The following is a 19,035-nucleotide window of genomic DNA, read 5'->3' as shown; positions in this document are numbered from 1 at the left end:
TTCTCCTTAAATATTTATTCTATTTTTGTTGGACAATTTTAAGAGCCGAGCAACCTCTTCCGCAGTTTGATTCTCTGATTGACTACCATCTGTTATGAGGCTAGAATAGCCTAATCTCACTGCTTCCTTACGAACCATTTGAGCAAAAAGAATGTCTCGTTGCATCCAGTTTTTAAAAGCTTGTTCAGGGTTGGTTGTACCCTCTAAGACATAAGGAACCCATTCTCTCTGTATATAATGCTTTTTTTGAAAATCAGCTGTCGGAGTCAAGCATAGATAAGAGGATACTGGGCATTCAAGCTCCTTTACCAAGTGAGGCAAAAGTCCTGCCCCCTCCACCAAGAGAGGTCTATCTTAGTTTTTTATCAAGTAAGATTTTACATAAGGAAAAATCTCTTCATAAAAGCGCCATTCTTCAACTGCCATCTCTTCTGGATTTCTCATCCAGATTTGCTCTGGATTTCTATCCTGCCTAAGAAGGCAAATTGGCTGTGAGTCTGCACTTGCTTGATTCATCATCTCTTCTATCAAATCATCCAGTTTGATATGAAGTAGTTGATACCGTCTAGCAAGAAGTGAGGCAATTGTTGATTTTCCACTACAAGGCGATCCGCCAATCATATAAAGCATCATTCTACCTCCTTCTGACAAACAAAAAACGACATCCATAAAAGGACGTCGCAACGTGGTTCCACCTTCATTTATGTTCCTCAAAAAAGAGGGACACCTCTGATTGGCTTTAACGTAGCCACCGTTTTATGTTTGCATAAAAGTCAGTAGAGTAGTATCAGTTTAGGCTTTCTATGCGTTTCCAGCAACCACGCACTCTCTAGTAGAAAGGGACTAAGTGACTTGTCTCTATGCATTATTATAGCATGATTGCGAGATTTTTCAAGGCTTTTATCCTATTTTTTTACTTTTCTGCTTGTTTGTAAGATAGCTAAGACCTCTACCTGAAGCCATACCAAGTAGGGCGAAGATTTCATAGGCTACGAGATAAAGAAGAATGAACTCACCAAAGGTGATGATGGTAAAGCAATAGAGCAGTCCAATTCTCAGCAACCACCAAAGTGAGAAATGGAAACGGTAGCTATAAAGAATGATAACAATTGATTTGCTAAATCAATTTCATTTTAACTTTTTCAGTCTGAAAATAAAGAAAGCCGTAGAAATGAATAGATAGCATACTAAGGAAAGGATTAGAGACAGATATTGTTCATCAGTCATCTCACCTCTCATGTATATCCTTAGTGGATAGTTTCTTATAGCATTAACTAAATAAATACCAGCAGTTAGACTTAGAAAATATCCTGATAGGATGAGTTTCTTTTTCTTAAAAAACATTAAGATGCCAAGAAAAGGAGCAAGAAATGGCAAAAGAGGAACAAATGCAAAAAATGAAAAGACAACAATGTACTCTAACCCCCATAGACTGAGAGTTTTCATTAGCCATACATAGACGACAAGGAAGGCACAGGGAATCACCCAAGACAATGATTTATTCATATCAACCTCCATCTTCTTTTCTTAGCTATGTTTCATTTAATCTGGCAATATCTCTATTCTCCAAACAAAAAACGACATCCTAAAAGGACGTCGCAACGTGGTTCCACCTTCATTCATGTTCCTCAAAAAAGAGGGACACCTCTGATTGGCTTTAACGTGGCCACCGTTTTATGTTTTCATAAAAGTCAGTAGAGTAGTATCAGTTTAGGCTTTCTATGCGTTTCCAGCAACCACGCACTCTCTAGTAGAAAGGGACTAAGTGACTTGTCTCTATGCATTATTATAGCATGATTGCGAGATTTTTCAAGGCTTTTATCCTATTTTTTTACTTTTCTGCTTGTTTGTAAGATGGCTAAGACCTCTACCTGAAGCCATACCAAGAAGGGCGAAGACTTCATAGGCTACGAGATAAAGAAGAATGAACTCACCAAAAGTGATGATGGTAAAGCAATAGAGCAGTCCAATTCCCAGCAACCACCAGAGTGAGAAATGGAAACGGTAGCTATAAAGAAGGGATACGATGAAGGTTACCAAAGGTGAAAAGAGGATGATGTTATAAATGTAAAGTCCTTTTAGCGTATAAGGGTCAGATATCAGCAGTAAAAGCAACTCATAGAAAGGCCAGTAAAAGAAGAGAATGACAAGGTAGTATGGGATATACTTAAGATATTTTTTCATGGCAATATTCCTCCAATCTGCAAAAATGGAGAGATATTTGAGAGATATTGTAGACCACATAATCGGGAAATCTCTACTTATATTATAGCACGAGTTAGGAGCTCTTACAATTTAATCCAGTAATCGGTGATAGTGATCTTTTCGAGTGTTTTCTGTTATAATACTAACAAAAGAAGGAAAATAAGGAGAAAGAATGACTAAAATAGCAGTTCTTTCAGATATACATGGAAATACGACAGCTCTGGAAGCTGTACTGGCTGATGCAAGAATGGCGGAGGTAGACGAGTACTGGCTTTTGGGAGATATTCTCATGCCTGGAACGGGACGTAGAAGGATCTTGGACCTCTTAGCTAGCTTGCCTATTACAGTAAGAGTTCTGGGAAATTGGGAGAATAGTCTCTGGCGAGGTCTGCATCGCAAGTTAGATCCTACAATAGCGAGTCATCGTTATCTCCTGCGTCAAAGTCAGTACATCTTAGAGGAGGTCAGCCCTGAAGAAATCGAAGACCTCAATAATCAACCCATGCAAGTTCATCGTCAGTTTGGTGATTTGATGGTGGGAATCACTCACCATCTCCCTGATAAAAACTGGGGTAGGGAGTTGATTCATACGGGAAAACAAGAAGATTTTGATAGATTGGTGACGAATCCACACGCCTCTATCGCAGTATATGGCCATATTCACCAACAGTTGCTTCGTTATGGAAGTGATGGACAGTTGATTCTTAATCCAGGTTCGATTGGGCAACCCTTCTTTTTAGATGCGTGGTTGCGTAAGGACTTGCGTGCCCAGTATATGATTTTAGAGTTTGATGAAGCAGGTTTGTCTGATGTTGATTTTCGTCGAGTGGATTATGATGTAGAAGCTGAATTGCAGTTGGCTAAGGATTTGAAGCTTCCCTATTTCCAGGTCTACTATGAAAGTTTGGTAAATGGGATTCACCATACTCATAACCACGAATTGTTAGGTCAGATTAGTGAACAAGAAGGTTATGACAGGGATGTTGAGCTTTGGATGGAAAGAGACAAGAAAGATTGGTTTTAAGAGGTAGAAATAAGATAGTCTAGTGACTGCTGTTTTGCGATAAGTCGAACTGGATACGAATTGACGGCTTCTCAAATTTATGTTAGAATAACGGAATATAACTAATTTGAATCTCATACTAATTGATATTCAAAATAAGAGGAGACAGATAATGAAACCAGAAGAGTTACACGCTATTGCCTCGGAGTTGGGCTTGCAATTTGACGAAGATTCGCGTAGTATTTATGGCACGCAGTCAGGCTATTTACTTTTCCTGCAAGAAACTGACGTGAAAAATCAGTTTCGACTTTGTGTCAGTGTGAGTTTGAATGGTAATCCTGCGGATTCAGAAGAAAATGAATTGGTTTGGGATGAGTTTAAGAGTGAATCTCTTCCAAACTTGTCGACCTTGTCTATCAATCAGTACCTTGTTTCTTTTGTCGTAAAAGGTGCCATGCGCAAATCAAAAACAATTGAAAAGTTACAGACGCTCATAACAGACCTCGTTGCATTCCTTGAAACCCATCATTTCGTCCAAGTGTGTGCCTATAGCGGTCAGGAGGGTCCCGTTGGTCTCTATCAATTAGGTGATTCAATTTTCCTTATCAACGAGGAAAGCTATCAATTGCTGAAGAGCAATCTTCAAATCGAGGTGGATTCTTATCAAAATAAAAAGGAAAATGTTATTCTTGGAGCAGTTGGTGCCTTGCTGGGAGCCTTGATTGGTGGAGCAGTTGCTCTATTTATCGCTCGTCTAGGTTATGTAGCTATGGTAGCGGGTATTGTTCTGGGGATTTGTACCATTAAAGGATATGAAATCCTTGGAAGAAAGGTATCTCGAAAGGGGATTGTGATTTCCTCTATTTGGATGGTGATTACTGTCTTTCTAGTGAATCAAATTGATTTGGCGATGGAAGTCGTTGCCAAACTAGGGGTTGAGTTTGCCTTTGCTTTCCGAGTGGTGAATGATTTAATCTTTAGCGGTCATTTTCCAGATAACTATTTTTATAATCTAGCTATGTTAGCTGTGTTTACCTTAGTTGGTGCTGGGGTGTCTATCAGCTCAGTCTGGTCAAGTCATAAAACAAAAGGGATTGTCCGTAAAATTGCATAAAAAATAAGTCTTTGTATGCCCTCTACCGTTCTGGTTGTCAAGAGGGATACAGGACTTTTTGCATGGAGAAGGTAATCATTCGTTAATATTTGACAGGAAAACCAAAAACGGTATAATGTTTATACGGGAAAAGATGAATAAAATATCAATGGAAGGAGAAGAAGATGCAAATTTCAAGCCGATTTACAATTGCGACTCATATGATGATTATTATTGCAATGCAGGATACAGAAAGTAAAGTAACCAGCGATTTTCTTGCGGCTAGTGTCGGAGTCAATCCAGTCATTATCCGAAAGACTTTATCGCAACTCAAAAAAGCAGGATTGATTTCAGTTGCTCGTGGTACGGGAGGAACTGAGATAATAAAAGACCTTCAGGATATCAGTTTGTTGGATGTCTACCAAGCTGTGGAGTGTTTAGGAAAATCCGGTAAGCTCTTTAGTTTTCATGACAATCCAAATCCTAATTGCCCAATTGGTGCGAATATCCATGCAGTTTTGGACCAAAAGTTGTTCGATGTTCAAGCAGCTATGGAAAATCAACTGAGCCAGACAAGTCTGGCTCAGGTTGTAGCCGATGCTCAGAATAAACTGTCTAAGTAAGAGGACTAGGCTCCTCTTTTTCTATTGCCGCTTTTTTATGAGTTGGGCAAGAAGAATTGTGGAAAAGTCTACTAGATGCTTTACGGTAAACTATAAAGAAAAATGTGAGCCTCAGTTTCAGGTTCACATTTCATTTTTTACTTATGGCAAAATGGCCTTTAGTTGGTTCAGGATGGTTTGTAAGGTTACAACCGCTTGTTCTCCTTGTTGCGGTTGGTAGAGTATTTGGAAATACTTGCGAATAGTTTCTTCAAATTGCTTAGGGAGGAGTGTACAATTGGTCTTTGCGTAATCCAACATTCGTTTTTCACCAGGATGGGTTTGCTCATTGAGCGCAAATAACAAGTCAAAGTAGGAAGCAAAAAACTCACTCGTACGATGATTCATGCTGAGAAGATCTTGACGCTTGATAGCTTTTTCAATTTGATGAGAGAAGGCAGGCATGGCCTGGTCTAGCAAAAGGAGTTGCCTTTCGATGATATGTTTTTTGAGTTCCTGTGGATAGGGAATCTGGTAAGTCTTTTGGAGCGAAGCATAGTGACTATTTGGATCGTATAGAATCTTGCTGTGGAGTAGATTATGCCACATGCAAGTTGTATAGGCATTTTGGGCTTGATGCTGAAAAACGGTTGAGTTCAATTCTTGTTCAAACGACTCCAGCGAACGATAAATCAACTCGATTTCGATACCGTTGTTTAGTACGCAGTCATCCTCTAACTCCCAAAACTGGTTTCCAATTTCCATATAGGAGCAATAGTTGCTAAGAATGATTTGACGAGTTTTCTCATCAATAGGTGAGTTAAGATAGACATAGACATCATAGTCAGAATTTTGATCGTAGGCTTGTTCTGCACGAGAACCACCAAGAGCTATAGCTTCTACTTGTTCCAGTTGAGAGAATTCTTTGCAAAGTTCGTGGATCATGATTTTTCTCCTTACTTTATGGTTTTAAAGTCATTTTACCAAAAAGTAAAACGTTTGCATAGCATTGAGTTGCTCTTTTTCATTTATAGCAAAAAATGTGAACCCTTGTTTTGAGTTCACATTTCGTTTTTATTCTGCGGCTTGTTGCCAACGTTTTGCTAGCTTATGAGACAGACTAGAAATGGCAAAGTTAAAGATAAAGTAAATCAAGGCAATCAGGATATAAAGACTGAAGACCTGCTCTGGTTCGAAATAGCGTCCCATAAGAATTTGGCTAGCGCCAAAGAGTTCTTGTAGAGCGATAACAGAGTAGAGAAGACTGGTATCCTTAATCACGGTTACAAACTGAGAAATGATGGCTGGCAGCATTTTACGGATCGCTTGTGGGAGAATGATGTAGTAGAGGATTTGCGCAGAGGTGAATCCTTGCGACATTCCTGCTTCGTACTGGCCCTTGTCCACGGCATTGAGGCCGCCCCGGATAATCTCAGCCAGGGCTGCTGAGGTAAAGAGGGTAAAGGCTGTAATACCAGCTGGTGTGGACTTCATCTTGAACACCAAAAAGATGGTGAAAATCCAGAGGAGGTTGGGAACGTTACGTACAAACTCGATATAAATGCTGGAGATGATCCGTAAGACAGGATTTTTCCCATTTCTCATGACGGCTAGTACTGTTCCGATAAGGGTCGAGAGGACGATAGCAATCAGAGAAATGTAGAGAGTTAAGCCAAATCCTTTAAAGATAAAGACCAGGTTATCTGGGGTCAAAACTTCTAAAATAGATTCCATAGTAACCTCCTAAAGTGAATAGGCTTTTTTGTTGGCTTGCTCCATCTTGCGACCAAACTGGGCAACAGGGAAGCATAGGGCAAAGTAGAGAAGAGCAGCGCCTAAAAAGGCTGGAATATAGTTTCCGTTGAGAGCCGACCAAGATTTGGTCACAAACATCAAGTCTACTCCAGAGATGATGGCAGTGGTAGAGGTGTTCTTGATGAGGTTGACGATTTGGTTGGTCAATGGAGGGAGAATGATACGGAAGGCTTGAGGCAAGATAATCAAGCGCATGGCACTGATATAAGTAAAACCTTGCGACAGGGCGGCCTCCATCTGACCGCTAGGGATAGATTGAATCCCTGAACGAATAACCTCAGCGATATAAGCGCCGTGATAGAGTCCCACGCAGAGAACAGCTGTCCAATAAATCGGAATCATGATGGTGTGGTCACTGATAAGAGGCAAACCATAAAAGACGATGACAAACTGCACCAATAGGGGAGTGTTTTGGTAAAATTCGACAAAGATACGAGCCAAAATCCTTAAAATTTGATGTTTGCTAGTTGATAGGACTCCAAAGATGATTCCTAAGACAATAGCTAGGATAAAGGATCCAATTGCTAGGGCAAGGGTGAAGAGGAAACCATTGAAAAATTGTCCAAAATCCTGAAAATAGGCTGTCCAAGATGATAAATCTGTCATGGGGTGTCCTCCTTAATCTGCGGTATGGCTAGATGGTTTGAGCTTGTAACGGTCATAGAGTTTCTGCAAACTACCATCCTTGCTCCATTTAGTGACCAAGGTATTAAGATAGTCGTTTAGCTCGGTATTTGATTTCTTGGTGACGATACCGTAGTCAGATGGTTTGAAACTATCATCTAGTAGTTCTGTCCGTTTGCTGATGTAGCCAGACAGGATAGAGCGGTCCACGGAAAAGGCATCAATACGGTGAGCGTGAAGGGAAGTAATCAATTCTGGGTAGGAACCAAGTTCGACGAATTTAAAGGTTAGACCTTTCTTTTTACCCAGTTCGGTAATTAAGCGTTGGGTGATAGAGCCTTGGGCAACCCCGATGGTTTTGCCATTTAGGTCTTCAAGGCTTTTGATATTGGCAGATTTATTGACCAAAAAACCAGAAGCGTCCGTATAGTAGGGACTGGTGAAGTTGTAGAGTTTTTTACGTTCTTCCGTGATGGTAAATGTCGCGATATCCAAATCGACCTGTTCATTGTCTAGGAGTGGTCCACGTGTTTGAGCGGTAACAGGAACGTAGCGAATCTTGACCTTGAGTTCGTCTGCAATCATCTTGGCCAGGTCCGTTTCGATACCAGAGTAAGTCCCTGTCTTGGGGTCCTTGTAACCAAAATTGGGAACGTCTTGTTTGACACCGACAACTAGTTCGCCTCTTTTTTGAATGTCTGCGACGCTGGTATCGGCTTGGACTGGTTTGGCAGCAGCAAGGCCGAAAAGGATAATCAATAATGCTGATAAAAAGAATTTCTTTTTCATAGGCGCCTCCTTATTTGACTTTGTCACTTTCGTGGTTGATAATTTTGCTGAGGAATTGTTGGGCACGAGGTTCGCTTGGATTGTCGAAAAAGTCATCGACGTCTGTCGTATCCACCAACACTTCTCCGTCAGCCATAAAGATAATGCGGTCCGCAACTTCACGGGCAAAGCCCATTTCGTGGGTAACGATGATCATGTTCATCCCGTCATGCGCTAGTTTTTGCATAACTGCTAGTACATCACCGATAGTCTCAGGATCAAGAGCAGATGTTGGCTCATCAAAGAGGAGGAGTTCCGGACGCATAGCGAGGCCGCGTGCGATGGCAATCCGTTGTTTTTGTCCACCAGATAGCATGGATGGATAGGAATCTTTCTTGTCCCACATGTTTACAAATTCCAGATATTTTTGGGCTGTTTTTTCAGCTTCTTTTTTATCAATTCCTAGAACTTTTATGGGCGCTAGTGTCACGTTTTCTAACACTGTTTTGTGTGTATAAAGATTAAAATGTTGAAAAACCATGCCGACTTCCTTACGAAGAGGAACTAAATCTTTCTGACTAGCACCTGCTACTTGGTGTCCATTGACTAGGAGACTTCCTTTGTCAACAGCCTCCAAACCATTGATCGTACGGATAAGAGTGGACTTCCCAGAGCCAGAAGGTCCAAGCAGGACAACAACTTGTCCTTTTTCAAAACGGAGATTGATGTCGCGGAGTGCGTGATAGTCTCCGTAATATTTTTCGACGTTTTTAAATTCTACTAAAGCCATGAGAGATCTCCTTTGTGTTAGATTTTATAACATGATTCTACACCAAAAGAATGTTCTTGTCAAATCATATCTGAAAAAAATTCACTAAAATGTTATAAAAAAGCAATCTGAATAGAGAAAATGCCTAAATCATGTTATAATGAAACGATAGAATTCTTAGAAAGAGTGGATGTCTTTTTGATAACTCCTACTTATGAATGGCAGTTTGCCCCGCAGGTTGAAGATGCGGATTTTACAAAGATAGCCAAGAAGGCTGGGCTGGGTCCTGAGGTGGCTCGGTTATTATTTGAAAGAGGGATTCAGGATGAGGAAAGTCTCAAGAAGTTTTTAGAACCTTCTTTGGAGGACTTACATGACCCCTATCTGCTCCATGATATGGATAAGGCAGTGGAGCGGATTCGTCAGGCCATTGAAGAAGGGGAGAATATCCTCGTTTACGGTGACTATGATGCGGATGGCATGACTTCAGCTTCGATTGTGAAGGAAAGTTTGGAACAGCTTGGAGCGGAGTGCCGTGTTTACCTGCCAAATCGTTTTACCGATGGCTATGGTCCCAATGCCAGTGTCTATAAATACTTTATCGAGCAAGAGGGAATTTCCTTGATTGTGACGGTGGATAATGGGGTTGCAGGTCACGAAGCAATTGAACTGGCCCAGTCTATGGGAGTGGATGTCATTGTGACCGACCACCATTCCATGCCGGAAACTCTTCCTGATGCCTTTGCGATTGTTCACCCTGAGCATCCGGATGCGGACTATCCTTTCAAATATCTAGCTGGTTGTGGAGTGGCATTCAAGCTAGCTTGCGCTCTTTTAGAAGAAGTGCAAGTGGAATTGCTTGATTTGGTTGCTATCGGAACTATTGCGGATATGGTGAGTCTGACGGATGAAAACCGTATCTTGGTTCAATATGGTCTGGAAATGTTGGGACATACCCAGCGCATCGGTCTGCAAGAAATGCTAGACATGGCTGGGATTGCTGCTAACGAAGTGACAGAAGAAACGGTTGGCTTTCAGCTTGCCCCTCGTTTAAATGCCTTAGGGCGCTTGGACGATCCTAATCCAGCTATTGATTTGTTGACTGGATTTGACGATGAGGAAGCACATGAGATTGCCCTCATGATTCACCAGAAAAACGAAGAGCGCAAGGAAATTGTTCAGTCAATCTATGAAGAAGCTAAGACCATGGTGGATCCTGAGAAGAAGGTCCAGGTTTTGGCCAAGGAAGGCTGGAATCCTGGCGTTCTGGGTATCGTTGCTGGTCGTTTGTTGGAAGAACTAGGGCAGACAGTCATCGTTCTTAATATAGAAGAAGATCGTGCCAAGGGTAGCGCTCGTAGTGTGGAAGCGGTCGATATTTTTGAAGCCTTAGATCCCCATCGCGACCTCTTTATCGCCTTTGGCGGCCATGCTGGTGCAGCTGGAATGACGCTGGAAGTGGAGAAACTCACAGATTTATCTCAGGTTTTGGAAGATTATATCCGTGAAAAAGGCGCAGATGCTAGTGGTAAGAACAAGTTAAATCTAGATGAAGAGCTAGACTTGGAGACGCTTAGCTTGGAAACAGTTAAAAGCTTTGAACGTTTAGCTCCCTTTGGAATGGACAATCAGAAACCTGTTTTTTATATCAAGGATTTTCATGTCGAAAGTGCTAGAACCATGGGAGCAGGCAATGCCCACCTCAAACTAAAAATTTCCAAGGGTGAGGCGAGTTTTGAAGTGGTGGCCTTCGGACAAGGTAGATGGGCGACAGAGTTTGCTCAAACCAAGAATCTAGAATTGGCAGTCACCCTGTCTGTCAATCAATGGAATGGGCAAACTGCCCTCCAGTTGATGATGGTGGATGCTCGTGTGGAGGGTGTTCAACTCTTTAACATTCGTGGGAAGAACGTAGCCCTGCCAGAAGGGGTTCCAGTCTTGGATTTCTCTGGAGAGGTGCCAGATTTAGCGACTAGTGATGCTGTGGTTGTGAAAACCATTCCCGAGGATATTACCTTGCTGAAGACCATTTTTCAGGAACAGCATTTCTCTGCTGTCTATTTCAAAAATGACATCGATAAAGCCTACTATCTGACAGGTTATGGGACTAGAGAACAGTTTGCTAAATTGTACAAGACTATTTACCAGTTCCCAGAGTTTGATATTCGCTACAAGCTCAAAGATTTGGCGGCTTATCTCAATATCCAACAAATCTTGCTGGTCAAGATGATCCAAGTATTTGAGGAACTGGGCTTTGTAACTATCAAAGATGGTGTCATGACAGTCAATAAAGAAGCGCCGAAAAGGGAAATTGCTGAAAGTCAGATTTACCAAAATCTCAAACAAACTGTAAAAAATCAAGAAATGATGGCGCTGGGTACCGTGCAGGAAATGTATGATTTTTTAATGGAGTTATAGATGGAAAGGGACTGAGATGACCTATCTCGGTCTCTTTTTGTCGGATAAATGCTTGATGTGGGAGTGGTTGATAAGACGGTCTTTTGAGTGGTCTACTGATATAAAGATTGGGGAAATGCTTCGTTTTTTATTCTCTTCTATCACTTTATACGATGTCTACTTTTAAACCTTATGTAGTAAAAGTATAAATTTTTGTAACATGACTAAAATATAACTCTAAACTAACTGACATGTAAATCAAGTATGATTTTCTTATCAAGAAAATATAAGGGGAATCTAGTTATGAAAAAAACAGTTACGAAACTGACTCTTGGTTTAACTTCTACCGCTATTTTGGCTACAGTTGGGGCTCAAACGGTTCATGCGAACTCTTACGTTGTTCAAGATGGTGATTCATTTTATGCCATTGCTACTGCCAATGGTATGGATCCTTATGATTTAGCGGCTTTGAATGGAAAAACCATCTTTGATACCATCCACCCAGGAGATGTTCTCCAAGTGAGTGGTTCCGCTCAGGCTAGCTCTACCTACAGTGCTCCAGCTAGTACTGCGAATGTGGTATCAGATACAGAGGATGTTGTCGAAAAGACTCCGACAAACTATGGAAACTCTTATCCTGTTGGTCAGTGTACATGGGGCGTGAAAGAATTGGCGCCTTGGGCTAGCAACTGGTGGGGAAATGCCAACACGTGGGCAATCTACGCGAGTGCTCAAGGCTATAAGACAGGAAGTGTTCCAGTAGTAGGAGCAATCGCCGTTTGGGACGGTGGTGAATATGGACACGTTGCTTATGTAACAGATGTTCAAAGTGAAAACTCTATCCAGGTATTGGAAGCAAACTACAGACGTCAAAAGCAGATTGCAAATTATCGTGGCTTCTTTAATCCACACGAATTTTTAGGAAACGTCACTTATATCTATCCAAACTAAAGATGATAAAAAGATTTAGAATTTCTAAGTCTTTTTTCTTTTTGAAGAAATTTCCTATCGTTAAGCTCCATCTTGGTGGATAATTGCTGAAAAATTTTTAGATTCTGTAGCGAACAGGAAAATCTCGCTTTTGAATGTAGATAAACCATGTCTTTGTAGGAAATAGTTCTCAAGTCGAGAGGTAAAAGCAAGTTTTTTTGAACTAAAAGAGAAATTTAGGGTTCGAGAAAGGTATCTGAAATTAAATTGATTCAAAAAGCCCATATTTTTGATGGTGCAATCCTTCCATTATCTTAGATGAAGCATCCAAAAGAGAAGTCAAAGTTAAAGGATTCGATTCACAGTAGTGACTAATCTCTAGTTAAAAACCGATCTTCATTTTGAAAATAATCAAAAAAATGGTATAATGGTAGGAAAAGATTCGGCTGAGAGTTTGAGAACTTTTAGAATAAGAGGGTAAATTCACCCTATAATCAAGATAAATGAAGTTTCGGAGGAAAAATGAGTAATATTAGTTTAACAACACTAGGTGGTGTACGAGAAAATGGTAAAAATATGTACATCGCTGAAATCGATGGTTCTATTTTTGTTTTGGATGCGGGGCTTAAATACCCTGAAAATGAACAACTAGGTGTTGATGTCGTCATTCCAAATATGGACTACCTTTTTGAAAATAGCGATCGTATCGCAGGGGTCTTTTTGACCCACGGACATGCGGATGCCATTGGTGCCCTGCCTTATCTTTTGGCAGAGGCTAAGGTGCCTGTGTTTGGTTCTGAGTTGACCATTGAGTTGGCCAAACTCTTTGTCAAAGGAAATGATACGGTTAAGAAATTCAATGACTTCCATGTGATTGATGAAGATACGGAGATCGACTTTGGAGGAACTGTGGTTTCCTTCTTCCGTACAACTCACTCTATCCCAGAAAGTTTGGGAATAGTCCTGAAAACAGCTGAAGGTAGCATTGTTTACACAGGCGACTTCAAGTTTGACCAGACAGCTAGTGAATCCTATGCGACGGATTTTGCTCGTTTGGCAGAGATTGGTCGTGATGGTGTTTTGGCGCTCCTCAGTGATTCAGCCAATGCTGATAGCAATATCCAGGTAGCTAGCGAGAGTGAAGTTGGGGATGAAATTACTCAGACCATTGCAGACTGGGAAGGTCGTATCATCGTTGCAGCAGTTGCCAGCAACCTCTCTCGTATCCAGCAGGTTTTTGATGCTGCAGCAGATACAGGTCGCCGAGTTGTTTTGACTGGATTTGATATTGAAAATATCGTCCGCACTGCGATTCGACTCAAAAAATTATCTCTAGCTAATGAAAGTCTCTTGATTAAACCAAAAGAAATGTCTCGTTTTGAAGACCATGAGTTGATTATCCTTGAGACGGGCCGTATGGGTGAACCTATCAATGGACTTCGTAAGATGTCCATTGGTCGCCACCGCTATGTGGAAATCAAAGATGGGGACTTGGTTTATATCGTAACGACTCCATCTATCGCCAAAGAAGCCGTCATGGCGCGTGTTGAAAACATGATCTACCAAGCTGGTGGTGTGGTGAAACTCATTACCCAAAGCTTGCGAGTATCCGGACACGGGAATGCGCGTGATTTGCAGTTGATGATCAATCTTTTGCAACCAAATTACCTCTTCCCTATCCAAGGGGAATACCGTGAGTTGGATGCGCATGCCAAGGCTGCCATGGCAGTTGGGATGTTGCCAGAGCGTATTTTTATCCCGAAAAAGGGAACAACCATGTCCTACGAACACGGGGACTTTGTCCCTGCTGGTGGAGTTTCTGCAGGTGATGTCTTGATTGACGGAAATGCCATCGGAGATGTTGGAAATGTTGTCCTTCGTGACCGTAAAGTCTTGTCAGAGGACGGGATTTTCATCGTTGCCATTACTGTAAATAGACGTGAGAAAAAAATCATCGCCAAGGCTCGAGTTCACACGCGTGGATTTGTTTATCTCAAGAAGAGTCGTGACATTCTCCGTGAAAGTTCAGAATTGATTAACCAAACGGTAGAAGAGTATCTTCAAGGTGATGACTTTGACTGGGCAGATCTCAAAGGCAAGGTTCGTGACAATCTGACCAAGTACCTCTTTGATCAAACCAAGCGTCGTCCAGCAATCTTGCCAGTCGTGATGGAAGCAAAATAATAAGCAGAATACCTACAGAAAAAGTCGAAATTCGGCTTTTTCTTATAGAATAGTAAAAGGAGACAACCATGGCAGTTATGAATATTGAGTATTACTCAGAAGTTTTGGATATGGAGTGGGGCGTTACGGTACTCTATCCAGATGCTAGTCGGGTGATTGAACCAGATTGCACAGATATTCCTGTTCTTTATCTTTTGCATGGAATGTCAGGAAATCAAAATAGCTGGCTCAAACGTACCAATGTCGAACGCTTGTTGCGTGGAACCAATCTCATTGTTATCATGCCCAATACAAATAATGGCTGGTACACAGATACTCAGTATGGCTATAACTACTATACAGCTCTAGCAGAAGAACTCCCCCAAGTCATGAAACGTTTCTTCCCCAATATGACCAGCAAGCGAGAAAAGACCTTCATAGCAGGCCTCTCCATGGGAGGTTATGGTTCCTTCAAACTCGCTCTCGCAACCAATCGTTTTTCTCATGCGGCTAGTTTTTCTGGTGCGCTTAGTTTTCAGGAATTTTCTCCTGAAAGTCAGGATCTGGGGTCACTTGCCTACTGGAGAGGAGTTTTTGGAGAGATTAAAGACTGGACATCTAGTCCTCATTCGCTTGAAAGCATGGCTGCAAAATCCGATAAAATGACCAAACTATGGGTTTGGTGTGGGGAGCAAGACTATCTCTACTCTGCCAATAACCTCGCAGTGAAAAACCTCAAAAATCTTGGTTTTGAGGTGACCTATAGTCATAGTCCAGGTAAGCACGAGTGGTACTACTGGGAAAAACAATTGGAACGTTTTTTGGCTACTCTACCAATTGACTTTGTCTTGGAAGAACGCTTATCTTAGTTTTAGGTTTCTTTCAGCTTTCTTCAGTAAAATAGAGAATCTATCTTGATCAAGGAGAATGTGATTTCGAGATAGGTTCTTATTTTTATGAAAGGTGGGGCGTCATGTTCTGGATTATTCGATTATTGTTCCGATTTCTTTTGGGAATTTGGCGTTTCTTCTGGCGTCTGGTTTGGACTGTGGTCATTCTACTGCTCATTGCCTTTGGAGTGGTTTGGTATCTGACAGGTGATTTTCATTCTGCGGTCAATCAGGTTGAAAAAATGAGCAAGATTGGTCAAGGTGGCTGGAATCAATGGAGGGAGACGGGAACGCTGGAAGTCTTGTCTCAGACAGACAGTCACCAACATGCAGAAGGCAAGTGGGCTCAAGCCTCAGCTCGCATCTATATTGAGCCTCAAATGGATGAGACCTTCCAAGGCGCCTATGCAGAAGCCATAAAAAACTGGAATCAAACGGGAGCTTTTACCTTTGAGGTGGTTGCGGATCCTAGTCAGGCAGATATTGTGGCAAGTGAGATGAATGATGGCTCGACCGCTGTAGCAGGTCAAGCCGAGAGTCAAACCAATTTGTTAACCAAACAATTTATATCTGTAACGGTTCGCCTGAATCACTATTATCTATCCAATCCAAACTATGGTTATTCTTATGACAGAATCGTGCACACGGCGGAGCACGAGCTGGGGCATGCCATCGGTTTGGATCATACCAACGAGACTTCTGTCATGCAGCCAGCAGGTTCCTATTATGGGATTCAGCCTCAGGATGTGACAGCTGTTCAAGAACTCTATTCCAGTAGCGACTAGATGAAGTCGGTGCAATCTGAAAAGAAATCAAAGCTCCTCCAACAAGTGATTGGTGGGGCTTTTTGTTCGTCCTGTCACGGCCTTTTTGCTATAATGGAACTATGAATAACTTGATCAAATCAAAACTAGAGCTCTTGCCGACCAGCCCTGGTTGTTACATTCACAAAGATAAAAACGGCACTATCATTTATGTAGGAAAGGCTAAAAATCTGCGCAACCGTGTGCGCTCCTATTTCCGTGGCAGTCATGATACCAAGACAGAAGCTCTGGTATCTGAGATTGTGGATTTTGAATTTATCGTCACTGAGTCCAATATTGAGGCGCTTCTCCTAGAAATCAACCTCATCAAGGAAAATAAGCCCAAGTACAATATCATGCTCAAGGATGACAAGTCCTATCCCTTCATCAAAATCACCAATGAGCGTTATCCTCGCTTGATTATCACCCGTCAGGTCAAAAAGGATGGAGGTCTTTATTTTGGACCTTATCCTGATGTGGGGGCAGCCAATGAAATCAAGCGACTACTGGACCGGATTTTTCCTTTTCGGAAATGTACCAACCCGCCTTCAAAGGTTTGTTTTTACTACCATATTGGCCAGTGTATGGCACATACCATCTGTAAAAAAGATGAGTCCTATTTTAAGTCCATGGCTCAGGAGGTTTCTGATTTCCTAAAAGGGCAGGATGATAAAATCATCGATGATCTCAAGGGGAAAATGGCTGCGGCAGCTCAGACCATGGAATTTGAACGTGCGGCGGAATACCGTGACCTGATTCAGGCTATTGGAACACTTCGGACCAAGCAACGGGTTATGGCAAAGGATCTCCAAAATCGGGATGTCTTTGGCTACTATGTGGACAAGGGTTGGATGTGTGTCCAGGTTTTCTTTGTTCGTCAAGGCAAGCTCATTGAGAGGGATGTCAATCTCTTCCCCTACTACAATGATCCGGATGAGGACTTCTTGACCTATGTGGGACAATTCTATCAAGAAAAATCTCACCTGGTTCCCAATGAGGTGCTGATTCCGCAGGATATCGATGAAGAAGCCGTTAAGGCTTTGGTGGATACCAAGATTTTCAAGCCCCAACGTGGAGAGAAAAAACAACTGGTCAATCTAGCCATCAAAAATGCCCGTGTTAGTCTGGAGCAGAAGTTCAATCTGCTAGAAAAATCAGTCGAAAAGACCCAAGGAGCTATTGAAAATCTGGGACGCTTGCTCCAAATCCCGACCCCAGTCCGTATCGAGTCCTTTGATAACTCTAATATCATGGGAACCAGTCCTGTTTCAGCTATGGTGGTCTTTGTCAATGGCAAACCGAGTAAAAAAGACTACCGAAAGTACAAGATAAAAACGGTTGTTGGCCCAGATGACTATGCTAGTATGCGAGAGGTTATTCGCAGACGTTATGGCCGAGTTCAACGTGATGGTTTAACCCCGCCAGATTTGATTGTGATTGATGGGGGACAAGGTCAAGTCAATATCGCAAAGCAAGTCATCCAAGAAGAGCTAGGTTTGGATATCCCAATTGCAGGTCTGCAAAAGAATGACAAGCACCAAACCCATGAACTGCTCTTTGGAGATCCACTGGAAGTGGTGGAGTTGTCTCGCAATTCTCAAGAATTCTTTCTCCTCCAACGCATCCAGGATGAGGTGCACCGCTTTGCTATCACCTTCCACCGCCAACTGCGCTCAAAAAATTCCTTTTCTTCACAACTGGATGGGATTGACGGTCTGGGACCTAAACGCAAACAGAATCTCATGAAGCATTTTAAATCTCTCACTAAAATCAAGGAAGCTAGTGTGGATGAAATTGTCGAAGTGGGTGTGACAAGAGCAGTCGCAGAAGATGTGAAAAGAAAGTTGAACCCTCAGGAAGAAGTGGAATTGGCTCAAGTGGCGGAAGAAAGAGTGGACTACCAAACAAAAGGAGATTATGATGAACCATAAAATCGCAATTTTATCAGATATTCATGGAAATGTGACTGCCTTAGAAGCAGTGATTGCAGATGCTAAAGCACAAGGAGTCAGTGAATACTGGCTCATGGGAGACATTTTCCTCCCTGGTCCAGGTGCAAATGACTTGGTCGCTCTGTTAAAGGAACTTTCTATCACTACAAGTGTTCGAGGCAATTGGGATGATTGTGTCCTTGAGGCTTTAGATGGGCAATATGGCTTGGAAGACCCACAGGAAGTCCAGCTCTTGCGTATGACGCAGTATTTGATGGAGCGAATGGATCCTGCAACGATTGACTGGCTACGAAGCTTACCTATGCTAGAAAAGAGAGAAGTTGACGGACTGCGTTTTTCTCTTTCTCATAATTTGCCAAATAAGAACTATGGTGGTGACTTGCTAGTTGAGAATGATACAGAGAAATTTGACCAACTCCTAGATGATGAAGTTGATGTGGCAGTCTATGGTCATGTTCACAAGCAGTTGCTTCGTTATGGCAGTCAAGGGCAACAAATCATCAATCCAGGGTCGATTGGCATGCCCTATTTTAATTGGGAGGCGTTAAAAAATCACCGTGCTCAGTATGCTGTGATAGAAGTAGAATATGGGGAATTAGTAAACATTCTATTCCGAAAAGTTGCTTATGACTATGAAGCAGAGTTAGAATTGGCCAAGTCCAAGGGGCTTCCTTTTATCGAAATGTATGAAGAACTACGCCGAGATGACAACTATCGGGGGCACAATCTAGAACTCTTAGCTAGTTTAATTGAAAAGCATGGGTATGCAGAAGATGTGAAGGATTATTTTGATTTTTTGTAAAAGTTGATTTAACTAACAAATACTAAATAAAACGATTGGCTTGGCCAATCGTTTTATTAACTTGAGGCTGATAACCTTATCCAAGTTTTGATTTTTTAAACCTCTGTTTGAATGAAATAGGTAATTTCTGCGTTTTTTATTTATTCAAAATATATGAATAATGATTAGTTGGGGTAGCATTCGATTTATAGTTCGAGACAGATATAAACTGTTGATATA

17 protein-coding genes and 2 pseudogenes are annotated in these 19,035 nt (G+C 41.8%); 10 read left to right on the top strand and 9 right to left on the bottom strand.

Features of this window, described 5'->3' with window-relative positions:
- Window positions 1-6 precede the first annotated feature (6 nt).
- From MP387_RS06950 to MP387_RS06925, 4 genes and pseudogenes are all read right to left on the bottom strand, one after another.
- Window positions 7-633, bottom strand: a pseudogene (locus MP387_RS06950) (AAA family ATPase).
- 267 nt (window positions 634-900) lie between these two features.
- A pseudogene (locus MP387_RS06940) lies at window positions 901-1,110 on the bottom strand (hypothetical protein); the annotation flags it as partial.
- 18 nt (window positions 1,111-1,128) lie between these two features.
- The gene (locus MP387_RS06935; protein ID WP_242745887.1) at window positions 1,129-1,506 is read right to left on the bottom strand and encodes a hypothetical protein; all 378 of its coding nucleotides are present in this window, start codon (window positions 1,504-1,506) and stop codon (window positions 1,129-1,131) included.
- Window positions 1,507-1,818: 312 nt separating this feature from the next.
- A complete protein-coding gene (locus MP387_RS06925) occupies window positions 1,819-2,184 on the bottom strand; it encodes a hypothetical protein (RefSeq protein WP_242745886.1) in 366 nt (121 codons plus the stop codon).
- Between the two features lie 193 nt (window positions 2,185-2,377).
- Between MP387_RS06925 and MP387_RS06920 the strand changes: the two genes are divergently transcribed.
- From MP387_RS06920 to MP387_RS06910, 3 genes are all read left to right on the top strand, one after another.
- Window positions 2,378-3,229, top strand: coding sequence for a metallophosphoesterase family protein (locus MP387_RS06920; RefSeq protein ID WP_242745885.1), 852 nt, complete (start codon window positions 2,378-2,380; stop codon window positions 3,227-3,229).
- Window positions 3,230-3,380: 151 nt separating this feature from the next.
- Window positions 3,381-4,322, top strand: a complete 942-nt coding sequence (locus MP387_RS06915; RefSeq protein WP_242745884.1) for a hypothetical protein — start codon at window positions 3,381-3,383, stop codon at window positions 4,320-4,322.
- A gap of 164 nt (window positions 4,323-4,486) precedes the next feature.
- Window positions 4,487-4,924 (top strand): Rrf2 family transcriptional regulator, encoded by a 438-nt coding sequence (locus MP387_RS06910; RefSeq protein WP_242745883.1) that lies wholly within the window; start codon window positions 4,487-4,489, stop codon window positions 4,922-4,924.
- A 141-nt stretch (window positions 4,925-5,065) separates the two neighbouring features.
- Here MP387_RS06910 and MP387_RS06905 read toward each other — a convergent pair whose 3' ends face one another.
- The 5 genes from MP387_RS06905 to MP387_RS06885 all read right to left on the bottom strand — a co-directional run bounded on the left by MP387_RS06905 (window position 5,066) and on the right by MP387_RS06885 (window position 8,900).
- Window positions 5,066-5,848 carry a DUF4037 domain-containing protein gene (locus tag MP387_RS06905; protein ID WP_242745882.1) on the bottom strand — a complete coding sequence of 261 codons (783 nt, stop codon included), beginning with the start codon at window positions 5,846-5,848 and terminating at the stop codon, window positions 5,066-5,068.
- A 129-nt stretch (window positions 5,849-5,977) separates the two neighbouring features.
- The gene (locus MP387_RS06900) at window positions 5,978-6,637 is read right to left on the bottom strand and encodes an amino acid ABC transporter permease (protein WP_000443890.1); all 660 of its coding nucleotides are present in this window, start codon (window positions 6,635-6,637) and stop codon (window positions 5,978-5,980) included.
- Window positions 6,638-6,646: 9 nt separating this feature from the next.
- Window positions 6,647-7,324 carry an amino acid ABC transporter permease gene (locus MP387_RS06895; protein ID WP_242745881.1) on the bottom strand — a complete coding sequence of 226 codons (678 nt, stop codon included), beginning with the start codon at window positions 7,322-7,324 and terminating at the stop codon, window positions 6,647-6,649.
- Window positions 7,325-7,336: 12 nt separating this feature from the next.
- Entirely contained in the window at window positions 7,337-8,131 is a 795-nt protein-coding gene (locus MP387_RS06890; protein ID WP_242745880.1) for a transporter substrate-binding domain-containing protein, read from the bottom strand.
- 10 nt (window positions 8,132-8,141) lie between these two features.
- Entirely contained in the window at window positions 8,142-8,900 is a 759-nt protein-coding gene (locus MP387_RS06885) for an amino acid ABC transporter ATP-binding protein (protein WP_242745879.1), read from the bottom strand.
- A 177-nt stretch (window positions 8,901-9,077) separates the two neighbouring features.
- Here MP387_RS06885 and recJ point away from each other — a divergent pair, with 177 nt between their 5' ends.
- The 7 genes from recJ to MP387_RS06850 all read left to right on the top strand — a co-directional run bounded on the left by recJ (window position 9,078) and on the right by MP387_RS06850 (window position 18,816).
- Complete coding sequence (gene recJ, locus MP387_RS06880) at window positions 9,078-11,297, top strand: single-stranded-DNA-specific exonuclease RecJ (RefSeq protein WP_242748056.1); 2,220 nt, start codon at window positions 9,078-9,080, stop codon at window positions 11,295-11,297.
- Window positions 11,298-11,579: 282 nt separating this feature from the next.
- Window positions 11,580-12,227, top strand: coding sequence for a COG3942 and LysM peptidoglycan-binding domain-containing protein (locus tag MP387_RS06875; RefSeq protein ID WP_242745878.1), 648 nt, complete (start codon window positions 11,580-11,582; stop codon window positions 12,225-12,227).
- A 501-nt stretch (window positions 12,228-12,728) separates the two neighbouring features.
- Complete coding sequence (locus MP387_RS06870) at window positions 12,729-14,390, top strand: ribonuclease J (protein WP_242745877.1); 1,662 nt, start codon at window positions 12,729-12,731, stop codon at window positions 14,388-14,390.
- Between the two features lie 68 nt (window positions 14,391-14,458).
- Complete coding sequence (locus MP387_RS06865; RefSeq protein WP_242745876.1) at window positions 14,459-15,238, top strand: alpha/beta hydrolase; 780 nt, start codon at window positions 14,459-14,461, stop codon at window positions 15,236-15,238.
- Between the two features lie 104 nt (window positions 15,239-15,342).
- Entirely contained in the window at window positions 15,343-16,044 is a 702-nt protein-coding gene (locus MP387_RS06860; protein ID WP_242745875.1) for a M57 family metalloprotease, read from the top strand.
- A 101-nt stretch (window positions 16,045-16,145) separates the two neighbouring features.
- On the top strand, window positions 16,146-17,993 hold the full coding sequence (uvrC, locus tag MP387_RS06855) for an excinuclease ABC subunit UvrC (RefSeq protein ID WP_242745874.1): 1,848 nt from the start codon (window positions 16,146-16,148) through the stop codon (window positions 17,991-17,993).
- Entirely contained in the window at window positions 17,983-18,816 is an 834-nt protein-coding gene (locus MP387_RS06850) for a metallophosphoesterase family protein (RefSeq protein WP_242745873.1), read from the top strand. The genes uvrC and MP387_RS06850 overlap by 11 nt, the downstream gene beginning before the upstream one ends.
- Window positions 18,817-19,035: the final 219 nt, after the last annotated feature.

Origin of the sequence: Streptococcus oralis (genome assembly GCF_022749195.1) — a bacterium.
Classification (GTDB): domain Bacteria; phylum Bacillota; class Bacilli; order Lactobacillales; family Streptococcaceae; genus Streptococcus; species Streptococcus oralis_CI.
Note: the sequence above shows the minus strand (reverse complement) of the source record. Positions and strands in the feature narration are given on the sequence as shown.